This window comes from Streptomyces platensis, assembly GCF_008704855.1.
Classification (GTDB): domain Bacteria; phylum Actinomycetota; class Actinomycetes; order Streptomycetales; family Streptomycetaceae; genus Streptomyces; species Streptomyces platensis.
Genome location: NZ_CP023691.1, coordinates 5714338 through 5732070, shown reverse-complemented (window position 1 = coordinate 5732070; position 17733 = coordinate 5714338). Strand labels below are relative to the sequence as shown.

Here is a 17733-nt window from a genome sequence, read left to right as displayed (position 1 = left end):
CTCCCACCGACATGCCCCAGGAACCCGAGCCGGAGCGGGACGACGCCCGCGCCGCACGGCGGCAGCAGTTCGCCGAGGCCGCGCGGGCCGAGCGGCCCGATCTGGCGCTGCTGTGTCTGCTGATCGGTGCCGAGGCCGATCCCGCGCTGGACGAGGCGGGCCGTGACGCGGCGCAGATCGAACTGGACCGGCTGGCCGGGCTGCTGCCGTACGCTCCGGCCGGGGGCCCCGGGGCCTGGGCCCGCAACCTCGCCGAGCTGCTCGGCACCCGGTGCGGCTTCGGCGGCTCGCCCGCCGACTACCGGCGGCTGGAGTCCTCGCTGCTGCACGAGGTGCTGCGGCGGCGCCGGGGTCTGCCGATCCTGCTGTCGGTGGTGTGGATGGAGGTCGCCCGGCGGGCCGGTGCCCCGGTGTACGGGGTGGCGCTGCCGGGCCATTTCGTCGTCGGCTTCGGCGATCCGGCCGGCAGCCATGTGCTGGCCGATCCGTTCGCCGGCGGCCGGCCGCTCACCGGCGAGGACGCGGAGCTGCTGGTCGCGGGGGCGACCGGGGAGCAGCTGAGCGCGCAGATGATGACGCCCGCCGATCCGCTGGAGATCGTGCTGCGGATGCTCAACAACATCCGGGCCTGGGCGCAGGCCCGCCCGGAGCACAGCGCGGTGCAGCTGTGGGCGCTGGAGCTGTCGCTGCTGCTGCCGAGCCATCCGGCGCGGCTGCGCCATGAGCGTGCCCAACTGCTGGTCCAGCGCGGTGAGTTCCTGGCCGGGGCGGCCGAGCTGGAGGAGTACGCCCGGGTGGTGGAGGCCGTCGACCCGGCCGGGGCGCTCGCGATACGGCGTCAGGCCGCGGCGGCCCGGGCCATGCTCAACTGAGTGGCGGCCGGGGTACGGCGGATGACCAGTGCGGTCGCGTCGTCCTTCAGGTCGCCGCCGGTGAAGCTCTCCAAATCGGCGCGGAGGGTACGGGCCAGCTCCGGGGGCTCCAGGTCCGTCCACCCGGCCAGCCGCTCGGCCAGCGGGTAGAACTCACCGTCCTTGCCGCGCGCCTCGGTCACCCCGTCCGTGCACAGCACGATCCAGTCGTCGGGATCGGGGTGGATGCGGACGCTGTGCCGGGGCCCGCCGCCGAGCATGCCCAGGCCGAGCGGCAGACCGCCCTCGCCGTCCCGGCGCTCGGTGACCTCGCCGTGGCGCACCAGGTAATACGGGATGTGGCCGCAGGACAGCACCCGCCCCTGCGGCGCACCGGCCGCGCTGCGGATCTCCAGCAGCAGTGCCGTGACGAAGCGCTCGTCGGCGCCCTGCTCGACGGAGCGGGCGTTGTGCCGGATCAGCGCCTGCTCCATGCGCTCGGCCACCGACTCCAGCGATTCCTGGTACTGCGCGGCCTCCCGGAACGACGCCAGCACCTCGACGCCCGCCCCGATCGCCGGCATGCCCTTGCCCTGTACGTCGCCGATCATCAGCCGGAGGCCGTGCGGGGTGTCGATGGCCTCGTAGATGTCGCCGCCGACCCGGGCCCCCTCCTGGGCGGAGACATAGAAGCCGTACGCCTCGACCGCGCCGGCGCTGAGCGGCAGCTCGCGCAGCATCGCCCGCTGCACGGTGTCGGCGACCAGCCGCGTCCGGGCGTGCAGGGCCTCCCGCTCCAGACGGGTGCGGCACAGCACCAGGGAGAAGACGGCCGCCAGGCAGGCGCCGAAGATCCCGACGACCCGGCTGGCCGGGCCCCAGTCGGGCACCGTGAAGAGGTCGATGTAGATCAGGCACACGAGGAAGACGGCCGCCACCAGGAGCGTCCGCCGGAACGAGCAGCGCAGCGCGGCGTACAGCGGGGCGATGCCCAGGAAGGCCGAGATGTGCAGTTCCGGGCCGGTCGTCGCGTCGAGCAGGGCGACGAGGAGGATCGCCAGGATGAGCAGCACGGGAGTCCAGGCGCCGCGCTCGGTGGATCGGTCGGCAGGCATAACACTTCAAGCCTGCAAGACTCCGCCGCAGACCGCACCGGGACGAAAGTCCCGACGCGCGCGGGACCGGCGCCGGCCCGTCGGGCTACAGCCAGCCCTTGTCGCGGGCCGTGCGGACCGCCTCGGTGCGGTTGCGGGCGCCCGTTTTCTGGATGGCGGTGGAGAGGTAGTTGCGGACCGTGCCCGGGGACAGCTGGAGCGTGGCGGCGATGTCGGCGTTGGTGGCGCCGTCGGCGGCCGTCAGCAGCACCTCGCGCTCGCGCTCGGTCAGCGGGCTGGCGCCGTCGGCGAGCGCGGCCGCCGCCAGCGCCGGGTCGATGACCCGCTCGCCGCGCAGCACGCGCCGTATCGCGTCGGCGAGCCGGGCCGCCGGAGCGTCCTTGACCAGGAAGGCGTCGGCGCCGGCTTCCATGGCGCGGCGCAGATAGCCGGGGCGGCCGAAGGTGGTGAGGATGACGGTCTTGACCGCGGGCAGTGCGTCGCGCAGTGCGGCCGCGGCGTCCAGTCCGTTCAGTCCGGGCATCTCGATGTCCAGGAGGGCGACGTCCACCGCGTGCTCCCGTGCGGCGGGGAGGACTTCGTCGCCGCGCGCCGCCTGGGCGACGACCTCCAGATCGTCCTCCAGCGACAGCAGCGCGGCCAGCGCCTCGCGGACCATCGACTGGTCCTCCGCCAGCAGCACTCTGATCATGCGGGTCACCCTATGGGGTTCGGAGGGACGGTGCGGGCTCCGTGGTGGAGCCGCTGAGGGGGACGCGGGCGCGCAGCGCGAAGCCGCGGCCGCGTGGGGCGGGGCCGGTCTCCAGCCGGCCGTCCGCCAGGGCGAGGCGCTCGCGCAGACCGCTGAGGCCGTTGCCGTCCTGCTGGGCGCGGGGCGGGCCGGTGCCGTCGTCGAGCACCGTCAGGCACAGGCAGCGGCGCCCGTCGGCCGCCCACTCCTCGGTGAGCAGCAGCTCGCAGCGGCGGGCACCGCTGTGGCGTATGACGTTGGTGACGGCCTCGCGCAGAGCCCAGGCCAGGGCGCCCTCCCCGTCGGCGGCGAGCCCGCGGTACTCGTCCTCCAGGGCCGGGTCGACGACGGCCGTGACGCCCGCGGTGCGCAGCGCGGCCCGCGCCCCGGCCAGTTCGACGGCGAGCCGGGGCCGGCGATAGCCGGAGACCGCCTCCCGCACATCGAGCAGCGCCTGCCGGCTGACCTGTTCGATGTCGGCGACCTGCCGGGCGGCGTCGGCCGGCCGGTCGGGCAGCATCCGGCCGGCCAGCTCGCTCTTGAGCGTGATCAGGGAGAGGGAGTGGCCGAGGAGGTCGTGCAGATCGCGGGAGAGCCGCAGCCGTTCGTCGTTGGCGGCGAGGCGGGCGACCTCCTCGCGGGCGGCGCGCAGTTCCCTGGACGTGTGGATCAGGTACTGCACGCCGACCATCATGAAACCGCAGCCCAGCGCGGGCAGTGCGTAGGCGAAGAGGTAGTAGCCGCGGATGTCCGGATCGCGGGCGCCGACGACGAGCAGCACCACGGCGACCAGCGGGATGGACCAGCGCGACAGCTTCCAGGGCAGCACCACTCCGCAGCCCACGCTGGTGAAGATGAACAGCACCAGCCAGGAGGAGTCCAGCGTCCAGGACAGCACCGTGGACAGCACCAGCAGCAGCGCCAGGCAGCCGTAGATCACCGAGCGGGTCCGCTCGCCCCAGATGTGGCGGAAGACCAGGACGAAGTAGCAGAGCACGAAGAGCGTGAGCCCGAGGCAGCCCCAGATCCGCTCGGCGGTGGGGACGCCGGGCCGCAGCAGCGCACTCACCGGGCCGGCCAGATACAGCAGCCAGAGGGAGATCCACACCGTCTTGCCGAGCGCCTGGCGGCGGGTGCGGGGCGGCTGCCCGATCAGCACGGGACTGCGGTCCGCCGGCTCACGTTTCCTCGTCGTGCGTCTCACGCCTTGTGGGTGTCCTTGCGCTACAGGCCGGCCGCGCCGGCGGTGAAGACCAGCAGATAGCCGGCCGGGATGGCCATGTCCTCTCCAGGTCGAGGTCGCAGACCGCGCGCACCGCGCCGTAACTCGTGCTGACCTGCCGGAAGCTGACCACGGGTGTTCGCTCCGCCGGCGCGGCGGTGGTGGGGTCGGCGGTGGCCGCTGTGCTCGTCATGTCGTTCAGCTTGCGGCCTCCGCACGCTGCGCGACAGTGCCGGCTGTCAGCACTCCCCCATGACATCCGTCATGAGGGAGGCCCCCCAGGGGTCTTCCCGGGGTGACCGGGCAGACGCCCTGCGGGGGCCTCTCACCTGCGATATCGCGTGGTACGGCGGTCAGTTGCCGTGGGTGTCGATGGTCTGGACCCGCTCGGCCGGGCTGGTGCCCTGGAGGGCCTTGCCGACCGCGCTCGCCACCTCCTCGACGCTGACCGGGTGCTTGGAGCCGTCGCCCTTGGTGACCATGACGCCGTTGAAGGTGTCGCCGTAGAGCTGCTTGAGAGCCGGCCGGTCGTAGTAGGGCACCAGAGCGCCGTTGATGATCTTGAACGACAGGAACTTCGGGATGGACTTCTGCGGGCTGAAGGAGACCGTGTGCGCCGCGTCCGTACGGACCGTCACCAGGCCGGACATCGCGGGCTCGGCGAACTGCTTCAGCGCCTTGTCCACCGCGGCCTTGCTGACCTGCGGCTGCTGGGTTCCGGCGGCCAGCACCACGGGGGCGTCGGTGCCGGTCGCGGCGCGCTTGCGGTAGGCGTCGGTGACCTTCTTCTTGGACGCGTCCACATCGATCGCCTTGTGGGGCGCGCCGTAGTGCGGCACCGCCTTGCCGTTCTCGAAGGTGATCCCGCCGTCCTCGGCGGCACCCCCGGGCCCGGTGGCGTTCTCCAGGGCGATCTGCAGCTTCTCGTCGTCGACGACCACCGCGGGCTCGGCGGTGCGGTGCACGCCGACCAGCGAGCCGATGACGGAGACCGGGTTGTAGTCCCGGCCGGCCGCCCTGCGCACGGTCGCCTGCGGGTCGATGTCCAGACCCGCCGTGGTGGGCCGGAGGGTCGCGGGCTTCCCGTCGACGGTGAGCTTGAGCGGCGCGGTACGGCTGTCCTTGAGCGCCGTCTCCAGCTTCTTGACGGCCTCTTCCTTGGTGGTGCCGCCGATGTCCACCCCGAGCACGGTGGTGCCGTTGGGTACATCGGCGTGGTCGAGCAGCAGCCCGGCGCCGTAGGCGACACCGGCCAGCACCACGACGCCGACACCCACGAGAACGAGCTTGTTGCGGCCCTTCTTGGGCGGGTTGATCGGCTCGGGGATCTTGGGCCGCGGCTTGGGGGCGGCGCTGTCGCCCTCACCGACCGGGGCCTGTGCGAACGGCGACGGGGACGACGGCTTCTCGTCGCCGGGGATCTTCGGGATGCCGCTGACCAGCGTGTCGCCGGACACCCGGCCGCGGCCGCCGGGAGCGCCGCCCGGCCCGCCGCCCTGGGGGGCCTTCGGGCCGCGCTTGCCCTTGGGGGCGGTGGGCAGTCCGCCGGTGACGCCGCCGCCGAGACCGCTGCCCGGCCCGGCGAGCGGCGCCGGCGGCTGCGGGGTGAGCTCCGCGGTGTCGTCGATCCGGGGCGTGCCGCCGGTGCCGGGGTCGCTGAAGCCGGGCGGGAGGTTGAGCGCCGCATTGCCGCGCGCGGGCCCGGTCGTCGGGCCGCTCGGGCCGCCCGCCGGGGCGTCGAACGGGGAGTGGTCGCGGGCGGGAGCGGCGGGGTCGTCGAACGGCGTACCGCCGCCGGGCGCCGCCCCGTCGAAGGGCGAGGCGGCGGCACCCGGGCCGCCGTCGAACGGCGAGCCGCCGCCCGGCCGGGCACCGCCGTCGAACGGCGAGGCGCCTTCCTGCGGTGCCTGGCTGTCGGAGAAGTACGGCAGGTCCGGGCGCTGCGGCGGCTTGGCACCCGACGGGGCGCGCGGCGGTGTGGCACCGCCCGGGGTGGGCGGCACCGCGTGGGAGCCGGTGGACGAGGACGCACCGGCGCCGCCCTGCGGCTTGCGCGGGGCGAACCAGTCGCTGGTCTTCTCGGGCGGGCCGCCCGCGGGGGCCTCGTCCGCCGGACCGCCGGGCCGGGGCGTGTTCGCCGTACGCTCCGCGTTCCGCTCGGCGGGGCGGGACGTGCCGCGGGATCCGGCGGAACCGCCGGAACCAGCCGATCCGTTCATGCCGGCCTCCTCACCGACGGGCTTGCGCACCACGACCGGCGGGATGGGGCGCGACCCCGGAATGTTGATCTTGATCCGCGTCGTCAGCGTGGTCTCGGTCTTGGGCTCCTCCGGCTGCGCCGCGGCACCGGACGCCGGTGTGTCGCCGGCCTCTCCCCTGGGCGAGCCGTACGGCGGCGTCCCGGACGGGTACGCGGCTCCGCCACGGCCCTGGGGGCCGGAGGACGAACTGTCAGATTCACGACTCAAAGCAGGTTCTCCCGGTTGGCTCCGCCGCTCGTCAGAGATGATCCCCGGCCACAGGCCGGGAGGTGCCCCCAGGGCGGCGCGACGGCGCGCACCACCATACTGTCCGCCGCGGGCGGCCACCCGGGGAGCGTACGAACACCCCCGCCCCGGGCGAACCCCCGGGACCCCGTTCGTTCACCCGGACCGGCACGGCATCCGTCCCGGTTTGGACCACGTCATCCGCCAACTCGGCCGGGCCGGACGCCCGTCGGACGCATCTGCTGGGCGGTGGCGCAGATCACAGCGACCACGATGCCGCCCAGCAGGAAGATGTACGAGCCGAGCCCCGCGCCGAAGAGAAAGTCACCTTCCGGCCGGACGTTGCTGAGCAGCAGGAACACGGTCACCAGCCAGGCCGCGCCGGGCACCAGCACGCCCGCGGAGGTGCCGGTCGCCCGGCCGCCCCCGTAGAACAGGCCGCCGACACCGGCCAGGGCCAGCGCCAAACCGCCGGGGAACCAGGCCGCTTGCACCAGCGTTCCGGCACCGGCCACCAGCACGCCCGCGACCAGAAGCAGCACATATATGCCGACCCGTCCCACCGTCAGCGGCGCGGCCGGCACGGAACCGGCCGGCGGCGCCACGGGGGCACCGGACGGCATACCGGACGTTCCGCCCGCGCGCGACCGCTTTCCCTTGCCGGAAGCCGCGCCGCCGTTTCCCTCACCGGCGTTCCCGCCGCCCTTCGCCGTGCTCATTCCGCCGCCTCCTCAATCCGGGCACTCTCCTCCATACCCACCATTTCGCCGATACCCGCGAAGAGATCGTCCTCCCGGACCCCCGCCGCGGCGCCCGGGACGCCGTGCACCAGCTGATAGTGCTCCGTGCGGAACAGCGGCTGCCCCAAGTCGTTGGAGAGCGCGAAGAACGGCCCGTCCACCGCGATCTGGGTGTAGTGCGCCCGCATCGCCGCGGACTTCGCGACCGCGTACTCGGGGTCGCCGGCCAGGGACGCCGTGACCTCGGAGTCCGGTACCACGCCCGGCACATCGTCGACGGTGGCCACCCCGGGGAAGCTGTGGCCGGCCGCGCGCAGCCGCGCGAAACCCTCCTCGACCACCGACCGGGGGTTGCAGTTCCAGTAGATCTTGGCGATCTCATGGGCCCGGCCCAGCTCCGGCCGGAAGTCCGCCCGTGCGGCCAGCTCGGCACCGCGCATGGCGACGCGGTGCGCCTGGATGTGATCGGGGTGGCCGTACCCGCCGTTCGGGTCATAGGTGACCAGGACCTGCGGCCGGACCTCCCGGATCACGGCCACCAGTTCACCGGCCGCCTCGTCGAGCGGGGCCTGCCAGAAGGCGTCCGGCCGGTCGTTCTGGGGAGCGCCCATCATCCCGGAGTCCCGGTAGCGGCCCGGCCCGCCGAGGAAGCGGTGGTCCGTGACACCCAGGGCCGCCATCGCGGCGGCCAGCTCACCGGCGCGGTACGGGCCGAGGGTGTCGTCGCGGTCCGGTGCGAGCGCGGCGAGCTCGGGCGGGATGACCTCGCCCTCCTCGCCGAGAGTGCAGGTCACCAGGGTGACCAGCGCGCCCTCGGCGGCGTACTTGGCCATGGTCAGGCCATTGTTGATCGACTCGTCGTCGGGGTGCGCATGCACCAGCAGCAGCCGCCGGGAAAAGGCGGCGGGCGAGGCGCTCCCCTCGGCGGGTGGCTGCGGGGGACGGGCGGGCTGATCGGTCATGCCGACAGCCTACGAGCCACCCCGTCCGCCGCCCGCAGGCGATCCCGTCCGCCACCCGGGTGCCCGGCCGGCGGACGGGCCCACCACGGGCGGGCCCGGTCGGGGGCGGCTCAGAACTTGATGTTCCCGAGCATGCCGGCGACGTTCGTCGTCAGCTGCTTGATCGTCGGGGCGATGGACGAGCTGGCCAGATAGAAGCCCAGCAGCATGCAGACCAACGCATGCGGGGCCTTCAGTCCAGACTTCTTGACAAGCAAGAAGACGATGATCGCCAGCAGCACCACCGCCGAAATCGAGAGTGCCACGGCGGCTCACCTCCAAGTACATACGGTCCGGACAGAGTTGAGGGTGCCCGGACCGACTTCACGACCCGCGCACCCGGGTATGCCAAGGGCTCTTTACCCCGTACCCACTACGCGCAAGGGATCATAACTTTCCGCGCTAGCGCATAAGTCGGAGCACGGAAGCAGAGCGGGGGCGCACATGATCTTCACGAGCGCGACCGGGGTGAGCCGGTCCGCCGTCGTGGCCGGACCCGGTGGCTCCGTCCCTGCCCTGACCGGTGCGAAACCCCCTAGGCTCGGCACCATGACCGGACAGCCTTCGTTCCCGCGGCAGTACGCCCGTACGCAGCGCTTCACCCTGGGCGCCCCGCGCAGTTACGCCCTCTCCCCCGACGGCGCGCGCGTCGCCTTCCTCCGCTCCGGTGCGGGCACCGACCGCAGCCAGCAGTTGTGGGTACTCGACCTGGAAGAGGGACGGGAGTTCCCGGCCGCCGACCCGCAGGCCCTGCTGGCCGGTGCGGACGAGGACCTGCCCCCGCAGGAGCGGGCCCGCCGCGAGCGCAGCCGGGAGAGCTCGGCGGGCATCGTCGGCTATGCGACGGACTCCGCCGTGGAGTTGGCGGCGTTCACCCTCTCGGGGCGGCTGTTCGTCTCCGAGCTGCGCGCCGGCACCACCCGTGAACTCCCGGTCCAGGGGCCGGTGGTGGACCCCCGGCCGTCACCGGACGGCCGGCAGGTGGCCTTCGTGGCGGACGGGCGGCTGCGGGTGGTGCCGGTGGACGGCGCCGCGACGTCGGACGAGGGCGACGGCGGCGCGGCGGCCGGCGGGCGGGCGGACCGGGTGCTGGCCGAGCCCGACGGGCCCGAGGTGACCTGGGGGCTCGCGGAGTTCATCGCGGCCGAGGAGATGGGGCGTTACCGGGGTTTCTGGTGGTCGCCGGAGAGCGACGCGGTGCTGGCCGCGCGGGTCGACGAGGCGCCGGTGCGGCGCTGGTGGATCTCCGACCCGGCCCATCCGGACCGGGAGCCCACCCGGGTCGCCTACCCGGCGGCCGGCACCCGCAACGCCGAGGTCACCCTCACCCTGCTCGGCCTGGACGGCACCCGCACCGACATCGTCTGGGACACCGAGCGCTACCCCTATCTGGCGCGCGTCCACTGGTCCGCGGCCGGGCCGCCGCTGCTGCTCGTACAGGCCCGCGACCAGCGCGACCAGCGCTATCTGACCGTCGACACCACGACCGGCGCGACCCGGACGGTGCACGAGGACGAGGACGAGGCGTGGGTCGAGCCGTTCCCCGGGGTGCCGGCCTGGACGCCGGACGGCCGGCTGGTGCGGATCGCGGACGAGGGCGGTGCGCGCAAGCTGTTCGTCGGCGACCGGCCGCTGACCGGGGCGCCGCTGCATGTCCGGGCCGTCCTGGACATCGGCGAGGACGATGTCCTGTTCTCCGCGAGCGGCACCGATATGCACGACATCGGCGTCTACCGCGCCTGGTTCCGCGGCAGCGGTGACCAGGGCGGCTGGGAGCGGGTGGGCGAGCGCCCGTATGCGACGGTGTCCTCCGCGGTGCGCGGCGGGGCGCTGACCGTGCTGTCCCAGGCGTCGCTGGAGCGGCCCGGCACCCAGGTGGAGGTGGTGCGGCTGGATGCCGACGGCGGGGAGAAGGTGCTCGCCACGATCGGTTCGCACGCCGAGCAGCCGTCCCTGACCGCCCGCCCCCGTCTCGTCCTGGCCGGGGAACGGGAGATCCCGTGTGCCGTGCTGCTGCCGGACGGCTATCAGGAGGGCGACGGTCCGCTGCCGGTGCTGCTGGACCCGTACGGCGGTCCGCACGGCCAGCGGGTGGTGGCCGCGCACAACGCCCATCTGACCTCGCAGTGGTTCGCCGACCAGGGCTTCGCGGTGATCGTCGCGGATGGCCGGGGCACCCCGGGCCGCTCCCCCGCATGGGAGAAGTCGGTCTCCCGGCGGCTCGCGGAGTACGCCCTGGACGACCAGGTCCATGCCCTCCAGGCGCTGGCCGGATCCTTTCCCCTGGATATGGAGCGGGTGGCCATCCGCGGCTGGTCCTTCGGCGGCTATCTCGCCGGGCTCGCCGCGCTGCGCCGGCCCGATGTCTTCCACGCGGCGGTGGTGGGCGCGCCGGTCACCGATCTCCGGCTGTACGACACCCACTACCAGGAGCGCTACCTCGGCCACCCGGACGAGGAACCGGCGGTCTATGCGGAGAACTCGCTGATCACGGACGCGGGGCTGTCCGGAGCCGTGCAGCCGCACCGTCCGATGCTGATCGTGCACGGCCTCGCGGACGACAACGTGGTGGTGGCCCATTCGCTGCGGCTGTCCTCGGCGCTGCTGGCGGCGGGCCGTCCGCACGAGGTGCTGCCGCTGTCCGGGGTGACGCATATGGCGGCCCAGGAGCAGGTGGCCGAAAACCTGCTGCTGCTCCAGGTCGACTTCCTCAAGCGGTCGTTGGGGATGCGGGACTGACCAGGGGACCGACCACGGGAATACCCTTCCCCCTTGCCCCGTTGTGGCTCCGCAGGGGGCACCCGCACCCCCTACGGGATCTGTTCGCCCGCCCCCTAAGCCCTCCGCCCCTCAAGCCCTCCGCCCCCGGCCCGTCTCACCAGCCGGGCGGGAGCGTGGACGGCGGGGGCGGGGCGTGCGGCGGCCGCGCCTCGCCCGGGGCGGCGCCGTACGCCAGCGCCGCGTCCGTGTCCGGGACCGCCGCCGGGACGCCGGGCCGGGCCGCCGCGATCAGCGCGGCCAGTCCGGCGGCCACCACGAAGCCCGCGGTGCCCAGCTCCAGCTGGGCCCGGACGGGCAGCACGGCGAAGCGGCCCAGCTTCCCGGTGTGCCCGGCGAAGGCGAGTGCCACGGCTCCGTGCACGCACAGCAGGGCAGCGGCGGTCAGTGCCGCAGGCCGGGACCAGACCGTCCGGCGCAGTGCGGCGGCCCCCGCACCCAGGGCCAGCAGCGCGAGCGCCACCGCCTGCCAGTGCACCGGCGGCTGGAGCAGCGCGCGGAAGACGGAGGCGTCGCCGAACAGCCCCTTGGCGTAGATCTCCCCGCCGAGCTGCGCCCACCAGTGGATCTCCCAGCCGGTGACGGCGATTCCGGCGGCGCCCAGGAGGACGGCGACGGTGACGGCCGGCCCCTTGAACGGGCTGCCGGGCGCCCCGGGGCCCGCCGCCAAGGGCACCGCACGGACCACTCCGTAGGGCGCGGACTCCGGTGCCGGCAGGCCGTGCGCCCCGCGACCGCCGGTCCCGTCCCGCCGCCGCCCCGCCGCGCACACCATGATCAGCGCGATCGCCAGGGCGAGTTGGACCAGGGCGGTCAGCCGCGCCCGCGCCATGAGACCGCTGTCCAGCCCTTGGAGCCAGCCCGCGCCCAGCATCCACACCAGCGGGATCCGCAGCAGTGCGGTGGCGGCCGCCAGGGAGAGCAGAGCGCCGGTGACCAGGGTCGAGGCGACGGCGGTGCGCAGGGCGGCGACCGCGACGACGAGCGCGCCGAGCACCAGCAGCGGGTCGAGCGCCGAGGTGGCCCAGGCGGTGAACTCCCCTGGTCGGGGCGCCTCCCCGAGCCACAATCGCCCTACGTCCGCACTGTGCTGAGCGATGGCCAGGTCGCGGATGATCCAGCCCACGCCGATCAGCGCGAGCAGCAGGCAGACCAGTGCGCCGAGGCCGCGCGCGCCGCGGGTGAGAACGCTGTCCCGCACTGTGGACACGGCTCGCCCCCCCGTCCGTGTCGAAGTACCCGAGTCGTCCATGGCACCCCGCAGGGGAGGTGTCCCCGCAGGTCTACTCGAGTCCCGGCCCGGCGACAACAGAGCCGGCCGGGCCACGGGTGAAACCCGGACAAAGCAGCAACCGGCCGGGGCGCCCTCGGGCGTCCCGGCCGGTCTACGGCACCCGCACGGCCGTACGTTGTTCATCATGGCGCGTCCGTATATCGGTGTTGCGACAGTGAAGTTGCCTTCATGTTAAAGAAGTTGATGGCGATATGTCCCCCATGCCGCATATCGCGGACCCTTGTCAAGCACGCCCGGGCGTCGATCTGCGCAATCTTCGCTCAAGAAGTAGACGACCTGTTCACGAGCACACCCGATCCCCTTGACTCCGCCATAAATCACTTGCGAAAGTCCGCTCATCCAGCGGTGCGACCAGGTGCCGCTTCACGTTCCAAGAGAACTCGGCGCGGGGGCACTTCGCGATGACTAGTCCATCCCAGACCGCGGCAACCAAGTCCGATCCACCCGGACTTGATTCCAAGGGTCTGAAGAAGACGAAGGACGGCAAGGACGGTGAGCTCGTTGGCCGTTCCCCCGGCCAACTGATGTGGCGGCGCTTCAAGCGCGACCGCACGGGCGTCATCTGCGCGGTCATTGTGCTGGCCTTCTTCGTCGTGGCCGCGCTGGCTCCGGTGATCGCCTCGCTGTACGGCAAGAACCCGTACACCTTCTACGGCAACGAGGACCCGAGCCTCTTCGACGAGTTCGGCTATCCGATGGGTGCCAACGGCGGTATCTCCGGGGACTTCTGGTTCGGCATCGAACCGGCCCTCGGCCGCGATCTGTTCACGTCCCTGATCTACGGCATGCGGACGTCCCTGGGCATCTCGGTGGCCGTGACCATCCTGGTGGTCATCACCGGCACCCTCCTGGGCGTCACGGCCGGCTATGTGGGCGGCCGGACCGACTACTGGCTGGGCCGGATCATCGACTTCCTGCTCGCCTTCCCCAGCCAGCTGACCTTCGTGGCCTTCATGCCCGTGGTCGTGGCGTTCTTCATCCCGCCGGGCGACGAGACCCCGACCTATGTGCGGGTGGTCGCGCTCATCCTGGTGCAGTGGGCACTGGGGTGGATGGGTCTGGCCCGTCTGCTGCGCGGCCAGGTGCTGTCCCTGCGTGAGCGGGAGTTCGTCGAGGCCGCGAAGATCACCGGCGCCTCTCCCTGGCGCATCATCCGCAAGGAACTGCTGCCCAACGTGGTCACGCCGATCCTGGTGCAGGCCACCTACATGCTCCCGCTGTTCGTCACGGCGGAGGCCGGCCTGTCCTTCCTGGGCGTCGGCATCATGGAACCGACCCCGGACTGGGGGCGGCTGTTCCACACGGCCGGCATGGTCTACGAGAACGACCCGACCTTCCTTCTCTTCCCCGGCGCCGCGATGGTGATCTTCGTGCTGTGCTTCAACCTGCTCGGGGACTCGGTCCGGGACGCCTTCGATCCCAAGTCCGGGCGCTGATCGTCCACATGAGGGGGGCGCTGTCACCCCCGGGCCGGGCTCGTACCGGTTGCGTCAGGCAGCACATCTGGACAACAACCGACAGGCAGGTGCTTGGAACCTCATGAACGCACTATCTACGCGCAGAGCACGCGCCGTGATCGTGGCCCTGGCGGCCGGTTCACTCGCGCTCACCGGATGCAGCAGCGGCGGCAGCAGCGGCAAGGACAAGTCCCAGACGGACAAGGACGCCGCCGCGCAGTCCAAGACCGTGGCGCTCGGCACGGCCGCCGACTCCACCGGCCCGGCCGCCGAGGTCAAGGGGTCCCGCAAGGGCGGCACCATGCGTGTCTTCCAGCGTGACAGCTTCAACCACCTGGACCCGGCGCAGATGTACGTCAGCGACCTGGGCGACCTGTCCAAGCTGATCTTCCGTGGTCTGACCACGTACAAGCAGGACGACGCGGGCAAGAAGACGGTCGTCGGTGACCTCGCCACCGACGCCGGCCAGATGTCCGACGGCGGCAAGACGTGGAAGTACACGCTCAAGGACGGCATAAAGTTCGAGGACGGCAAGCCGATCACCTCGAAGGACATCCGCCACACCTTCGAGCGGATGTACGCGAAGTTCATCACCGACGGCCCGACCTACATGCAGACCTGGCTGTCGGGCGAGGGCACCACGTACCGCAAGGCGCTGCCGGACGGTCCGTACAAGGGTGACCACCTGCCCAAGACGGTGCTGGACACCCCGGACGAGAAGACCGTCGTCTTCCACTTCAAGAAGCCGCAGTCGCAGGTGCCCTACGCACTCGCCATGGCGGGCTACAGCGTGGTCCCCGAGGGCGCGAAGGACACCAAGGAGAACTACGACGTCAAGCCGGTCTGCGCCGGCCCGTACAAGTTCGCCTCCTTCAAGGAGGGCAAGTCCGCGAAGCTGGTGCGCAACACCAACTGGGACCCGAAGACGGACCCGACCCGGCACCAGTACGTCGACGGCTTCGACATCACCTTCAACCACCAGTTCTCGGACTCCACCAAGCGGCTGATGGCCGACCAGGGTGAGTCCAAGAACGCGATCAGCTTCACCAACGCGGTGGAGCCGACGCAGACCAAGCAGGTGCTGGACAACGCCAGCGCCAGCAAGCGCCTGGTGCAGGGCTACCAGCCCTACGTCTGGCAGATGAACATGAACATGGACCGCATCAAGGACAAGAAGATCCGCGATGCGATCACCTACGCCATGCCGAACGCCCAGATCGTCCGCATCAACGGCGGCAGCTACGGCGGTGAGATCGCCGGCGGTCTGCTCGCCCCGACCGTGGCGGGCTACCAGAAGGGCTACGACCCCTACGGCAAGCTCACGCACCCCAACGGTGAGCCGGAGAAGGCCAAGAAGCTCCTCAAGGAGGCCGGCAAGACGGGCATGAAGCTCGTCTACGCCTACTCCAACACCGAGATCCGCCAGAAGGAAGCCGCGGTCATCGAGGACGCCCTGAACAAGGCCGGCTTCGACGTCCAGAAGAAGGAGGTCGACGCGGCCTCCTGGTACCAGCAGATGGGCAAGGTCGACAACGGCTTCGACATCTACATGACCGGCTGGGGCCAGGACTGGGCGGACGCCTCGACCGTCATCCCGCCGTCGTACGACCCCCGTCAGATCCAGGACGGCGCGGCCAACTACTCGCACGTCCGTGACAAGCACATCAGCGAAGAGATCGACCGCATCCAGAAGATCACGGACATCAAGCAGCAGACCGCGGAGTGGCAGAAGCTGCACAAGTACATCGTGGAGAAGGTCAACCCGGCCGCCCCGGTCTTCTACACCAAGACCCTCCAGCTGCACGGTTCCAACGTGGGTGGTGCCCGCTACAACAGCGACACCAACTACATGGACGTGAACACGCTGTTCCTCAAGAAGTAAGACGCACACAGAAGCAAGCACCGGAAGGTGTTCCGGAGAGCGCGCGGCACGGCGGAGCGTGCGCTCTCCGGGGCCTTCCCGCCACTCCGTCACTCCCCACAGCCGCCGTCCTGAGAGCAGCGAACTGCCATGCTTCCCTTTCTATTCCGCCGGATCTTCGGCGCGGTCGTCATCCTTCTCCTGCTGAGCGCCTTCACCTTCTTCGTGTTCTTCGCCACGGGTGACCCGGCCATGATGGCGTGCGGCAAGAACTGCACCGCCGACAACGTGGCCCTGATCCATCAGAACCTCGGTCTCGACAAGCCCCTGCCGACGCAGTACTGGGACTTCCTCGTCGGCATCTTCGCGGGCCGCGACTACTCCGTCGGGCACTGCAACGCCCCCTGCTTCGGCTACTCCTTCGCCACCAAGCAGGACGTCTGGACGACGATGATGGACCGGCTGCCCACCACGGCGTCGCTGGCCGTCGGCGGCGCGATCGCGTTCCTGGTGATCGGCCTCGGTGCCGGTCTGCTCGCCGCCTGGAAGAAGGGCTCGGTGCTGGACAAGACGGTCACCGGCGCTTCCATGGTGCTCAGCTCGGTGCAGATCTACATCCTGGGCCCGATCGTCCTCGGCATCTTCGTCTACAGCGGCATCATGGCCTCGCCCAAGTACGTGGAGCTCACCAGCGACCCGGGCGGCTGGTTCATGGGCCTGCTGCTGCCGTGGCTGGTGATGTCGACGATCTTCACCGCCCAGTACACCCGTATGTCGCGCTCGACGATGATCGAGCAGCTCCAGGAGGAGCACGTCCGCACCGCCAAGGCCAAGGGCATGCCGGCGCGTTACGTCTTCCTCCGCTACGCCTGGCGCGGTTCGCTGATCCCGATCGTCACGATCCTCGGCATCGACCTGAGCTCGCTGTTCGGCGGCGCCATGATCACCGAGTACACCTTCTCGCTGGCGGGCCTCGGCCGGCTGGCCATCAACTCCGTCACCACCCTCGATCTGCCCATGGTCCTCGGCGTGCTGATCTTCAGCGCCGCCCTGATCCTGGTGTTCAACATCATCGTGGATGCGACGTACGCCCTCATCGACCCGCGCGTGCGCCTGTCCTAGGAGAGCCCAAGTGACCACACTCACCAAGACCGAGGACGCGCCGGTCCCGGCCGGATCGGACCCCTTCCTCTCCGTCCGCGACCTGCATGTCCGGTTCTCCACCGAGGACGGCATCGTCAAGGCGGTCGACGGCCTCTCCTTCGACCTCGAACGCGGGCAGACGCTCGGCATCGTCGGCGAATCGGGATCCGGCAAGTCCGTCACCAACCTCGCCGTGCTGGGACTGCACAACCCCAAGAGCACCGAGATCACCGGCGAGATCACGCTGGACGGCCAGGAGTTGACCGGCGCCAGGGAGAAGACCCTGGAGAAGCTCCGCGGCAACAAGATGGCCATGATCTTCCAGGACGCGCTGACCGCCCTGTCGCCGTACTACACGGTCGGCCGGCAGATCGCGGAGCCGTTCATCAAGCACACCGGCGCCAGCAAGCGCGAGGGCCGGCAGCGCGCCATCGAGATGCTGACCAAGGTCGGTATCCCGCAGCCCAATCTGCGGGTGGACGACTATCCGCACCAGTTCTCCGGCGGTATGCGCCAGCGCGCGATGATCGCCATGTCGCTGGTCTGCAACCCCCAGCTGCTGATCGCCGACGAGCCGACCACCGCCCTGGACGTCACCGTCCAGGCGCAGATCCTGGACCTCCTCAAGGACCTCCAGCAGGAGTTCGGCTCCGCGATCATCCTGATCACCCACGACCTCGGCGTGGTCGCCAACGTCGCGGACGACCTGCTGGTGATGTACGCGGGCCGCGCCGTGGAGCGGGGCTCGGTCAAGGAGATCCTCGGCCGGCCGCAGCACCCGTACACCTGGGGCCTGCTGAGCTCGATGCCCCGGCTCAGCTCGGACGTCCACGAGGAGCTGCACCCGATCCCCGGGACGCCGCCGAGCCTGCTCACCCCGCCCTCCGGCTGCGGGTTCCACCCGCGCTGCGGCTTCACCGGCGAGGTCGGCGGCGCCCGCTGCGCCGACGAGCGGCCGCTGCTGGAGCTGGGGCGCGCCGCCGCGTGCCACCTGAGTGCCGAGCAGAAGCAGACCCTCTTCACCGAGCAGATCAAGCCCCGGCTGGGCTAGGGAG

The 17733-nt window shown here is 71.4% G+C and carries 14 protein-coding genes; 6 read left to right on the top strand and 8 right to left on the bottom strand.

All coding sequences use genetic code 11. The features are described from left to right. Positions 1-11 precede the first annotated feature (11 nt). Complete coding sequence (locus tag CP981_RS25495; protein ID WP_085925123.1) at positions 12-872, top strand: transglutaminase family protein; 861 nt, start codon at positions 12-14, stop codon at positions 870-872. Here CP981_RS25495 and CP981_RS25490 read toward each other — a convergent pair. The 7 genes from CP981_RS25490 to CP981_RS25455 form a co-directional block, all read right to left on the bottom strand. Beyond that, a complete protein-coding gene (locus CP981_RS25490; RefSeq protein ID WP_085925072.1) occupies positions 839-1966 on the bottom strand; it encodes a PP2C family protein-serine/threonine phosphatase in 1128 nt (375 codons plus the stop codon). The genes CP981_RS25495 and CP981_RS25490 overlap by 34 nt on opposite strands. Before the next feature lie 85 nt (positions 1967-2051). Continuing rightward, complete coding sequence (locus CP981_RS25485; RefSeq protein WP_085925122.1) at positions 2052-2657, bottom strand: response regulator transcription factor; 606 nt, start codon at positions 2655-2657, stop codon at positions 2052-2054. A gap of 10 nt (positions 2658-2667) precedes the next feature. Then, entirely contained in the window at positions 2668-3900 is a 1233-nt protein-coding gene (locus CP981_RS25480) for a sensor histidine kinase (protein WP_244329786.1), read from the bottom strand. Between the two features lie 371 nt (positions 3901-4271). Beyond that, positions 4272-6386, bottom strand: a complete 2115-nt coding sequence (locus CP981_RS25470; protein ID WP_085925069.1) for a hypothetical protein — start codon at positions 6384-6386, stop codon at positions 4272-4274. 215 nt (positions 6387-6601) lie between these two features. Beyond that, positions 6602-7123, bottom strand: a complete 522-nt coding sequence (locus CP981_RS25465) for a DUF6113 family protein (RefSeq protein WP_085925068.1) — start codon at positions 7121-7123, stop codon at positions 6602-6604. After that, positions 7120-8106 carry an N-acetyl-1-D-myo-inositol-2-amino-2-deoxy-alpha-D-glucopyranoside deacetylase gene (mshB, locus tag CP981_RS25460; RefSeq protein ID WP_244329785.1) on the bottom strand — a complete coding sequence of 329 codons (987 nt, stop codon included), beginning with the start codon at positions 8104-8106 and terminating at the stop codon, positions 7120-7122. The genes CP981_RS25465 and mshB overlap by 4 nt, the downstream gene beginning before the upstream one ends. Before the next feature lie 110 nt (positions 8107-8216). Beyond that, the gene (locus CP981_RS25455) at positions 8217-8411 is read right to left on the bottom strand and encodes a hypothetical protein (RefSeq protein WP_006603310.1); all 195 of its coding nucleotides are present in this window, start codon (positions 8409-8411) and stop codon (positions 8217-8219) included. Positions 8412-8694: 283 nt separating this feature from the next. On the opposite strand from CP981_RS25455, the gene CP981_RS25450 reads away from it, so the two are divergent. Then, positions 8695-10884, top strand: coding sequence for a S9 family peptidase (locus tag CP981_RS25450; protein WP_085925120.1), 2190 nt, complete (start codon positions 8695-8697; stop codon positions 10882-10884). A gap of 136 nt (positions 10885-11020) precedes the next feature. On the opposite strand, the gene CP981_RS25445 is transcribed toward CP981_RS25450, so the two are convergent. Beyond that, complete coding sequence (locus tag CP981_RS25445) at positions 11021-12133, bottom strand: hypothetical protein (protein ID WP_244329784.1); 1113 nt, start codon at positions 12131-12133, stop codon at positions 11021-11023. A gap of 485 nt (positions 12134-12618) precedes the next feature. Between CP981_RS25445 and CP981_RS25440 the strand changes: the two genes are divergently transcribed. The 4 genes from CP981_RS25440 to CP981_RS25425 all read left to right on the top strand — a co-directional run bounded on the left by CP981_RS25440 (position 12619) and on the right by CP981_RS25425 (position 17729). Then, positions 12619-13653, top strand: coding sequence for an ABC transporter permease (locus CP981_RS25440; protein WP_085925066.1), 1035 nt, complete (start codon positions 12619-12621; stop codon positions 13651-13653). 103 nt (positions 13654-13756) lie between these two features. Continuing rightward, complete coding sequence (locus CP981_RS25435) at positions 13757-15556, top strand: ABC transporter substrate-binding protein (protein WP_167536153.1); 1800 nt, start codon at positions 13757-13759, stop codon at positions 15554-15556. Between the two features lie 129 nt (positions 15557-15685). Continuing rightward, complete coding sequence (locus CP981_RS25430) at positions 15686-16657, top strand: ABC transporter permease (RefSeq protein WP_085925064.1); 972 nt, start codon at positions 15686-15688, stop codon at positions 16655-16657. 10 nt (positions 16658-16667) lie between these two features. Beyond that, positions 16668-17729 carry an ABC transporter ATP-binding protein gene (locus CP981_RS25425; RefSeq protein ID WP_085925063.1) on the top strand — a complete coding sequence of 354 codons (1062 nt, stop codon included), beginning with the start codon at positions 16668-16670 and terminating at the stop codon, positions 17727-17729. The last annotated feature ends 4 nt before the right edge of the window (positions 17730-17733 follow it).

Excerpts from the sequence above, each read along its gene's own strand:
- CP981_RS25490 (WP_085925072.1), bottom strand. The coding sequence starts at position 1,966 with ATGCCTGCCGACCGATCCACCGAGCGCGGCGCCTGGACTCCCGTGCTG.
- CP981_RS25485 (WP_085925122.1), bottom strand. The coding sequence starts at position 2,657 with ATGATCAGAGTGCTGCTGGCGGAGGACCAGTCGATGGTCCGCGAGGCG.
- CP981_RS25450 (WP_085925120.1), top strand. The coding sequence starts at position 8,695 with ATGACCGGACAGCCTTCGTTCCCGCGGCAGTACGCCCGTACGCAGCGC.
- CP981_RS25430 (WP_085925064.1), top strand. The coding sequence starts at position 15,686 with ATGCTTCCCTTTCTATTCCGCCGGATCTTCGGCGCGGTCGTCATCCTT.
- CP981_RS25435 (WP_167536153.1), top strand. The coding sequence starts at position 13,757 with ATGAACGCACTATCTACGCGCAGAGCACGCGCCGTGATCGTGGCCCTG.
- CP981_RS25465 (WP_085925068.1), bottom strand. The coding sequence starts at position 7,123 with ATGAGCACGGCGAAGGGCGGCGGGAACGCCGGTGAGGGAAACGGCGGC.
- mshB (WP_244329785.1), bottom strand. The coding sequence starts at position 8,106 with ATGACCGATCAGCCCGCCCGTCCCCCGCAGCCACCCGCCGAGGGGAGC.
- CP981_RS25440 (WP_085925066.1), top strand. The coding sequence starts at position 12,619 with ATGACTAGTCCATCCCAGACCGCGGCAACCAAGTCCGATCCACCCGGA.
- CP981_RS25495 (WP_085925123.1), top strand. The coding sequence starts at position 12 with ATGCCCCAGGAACCCGAGCCGGAGCGGGACGACGCCCGCGCCGCACGG.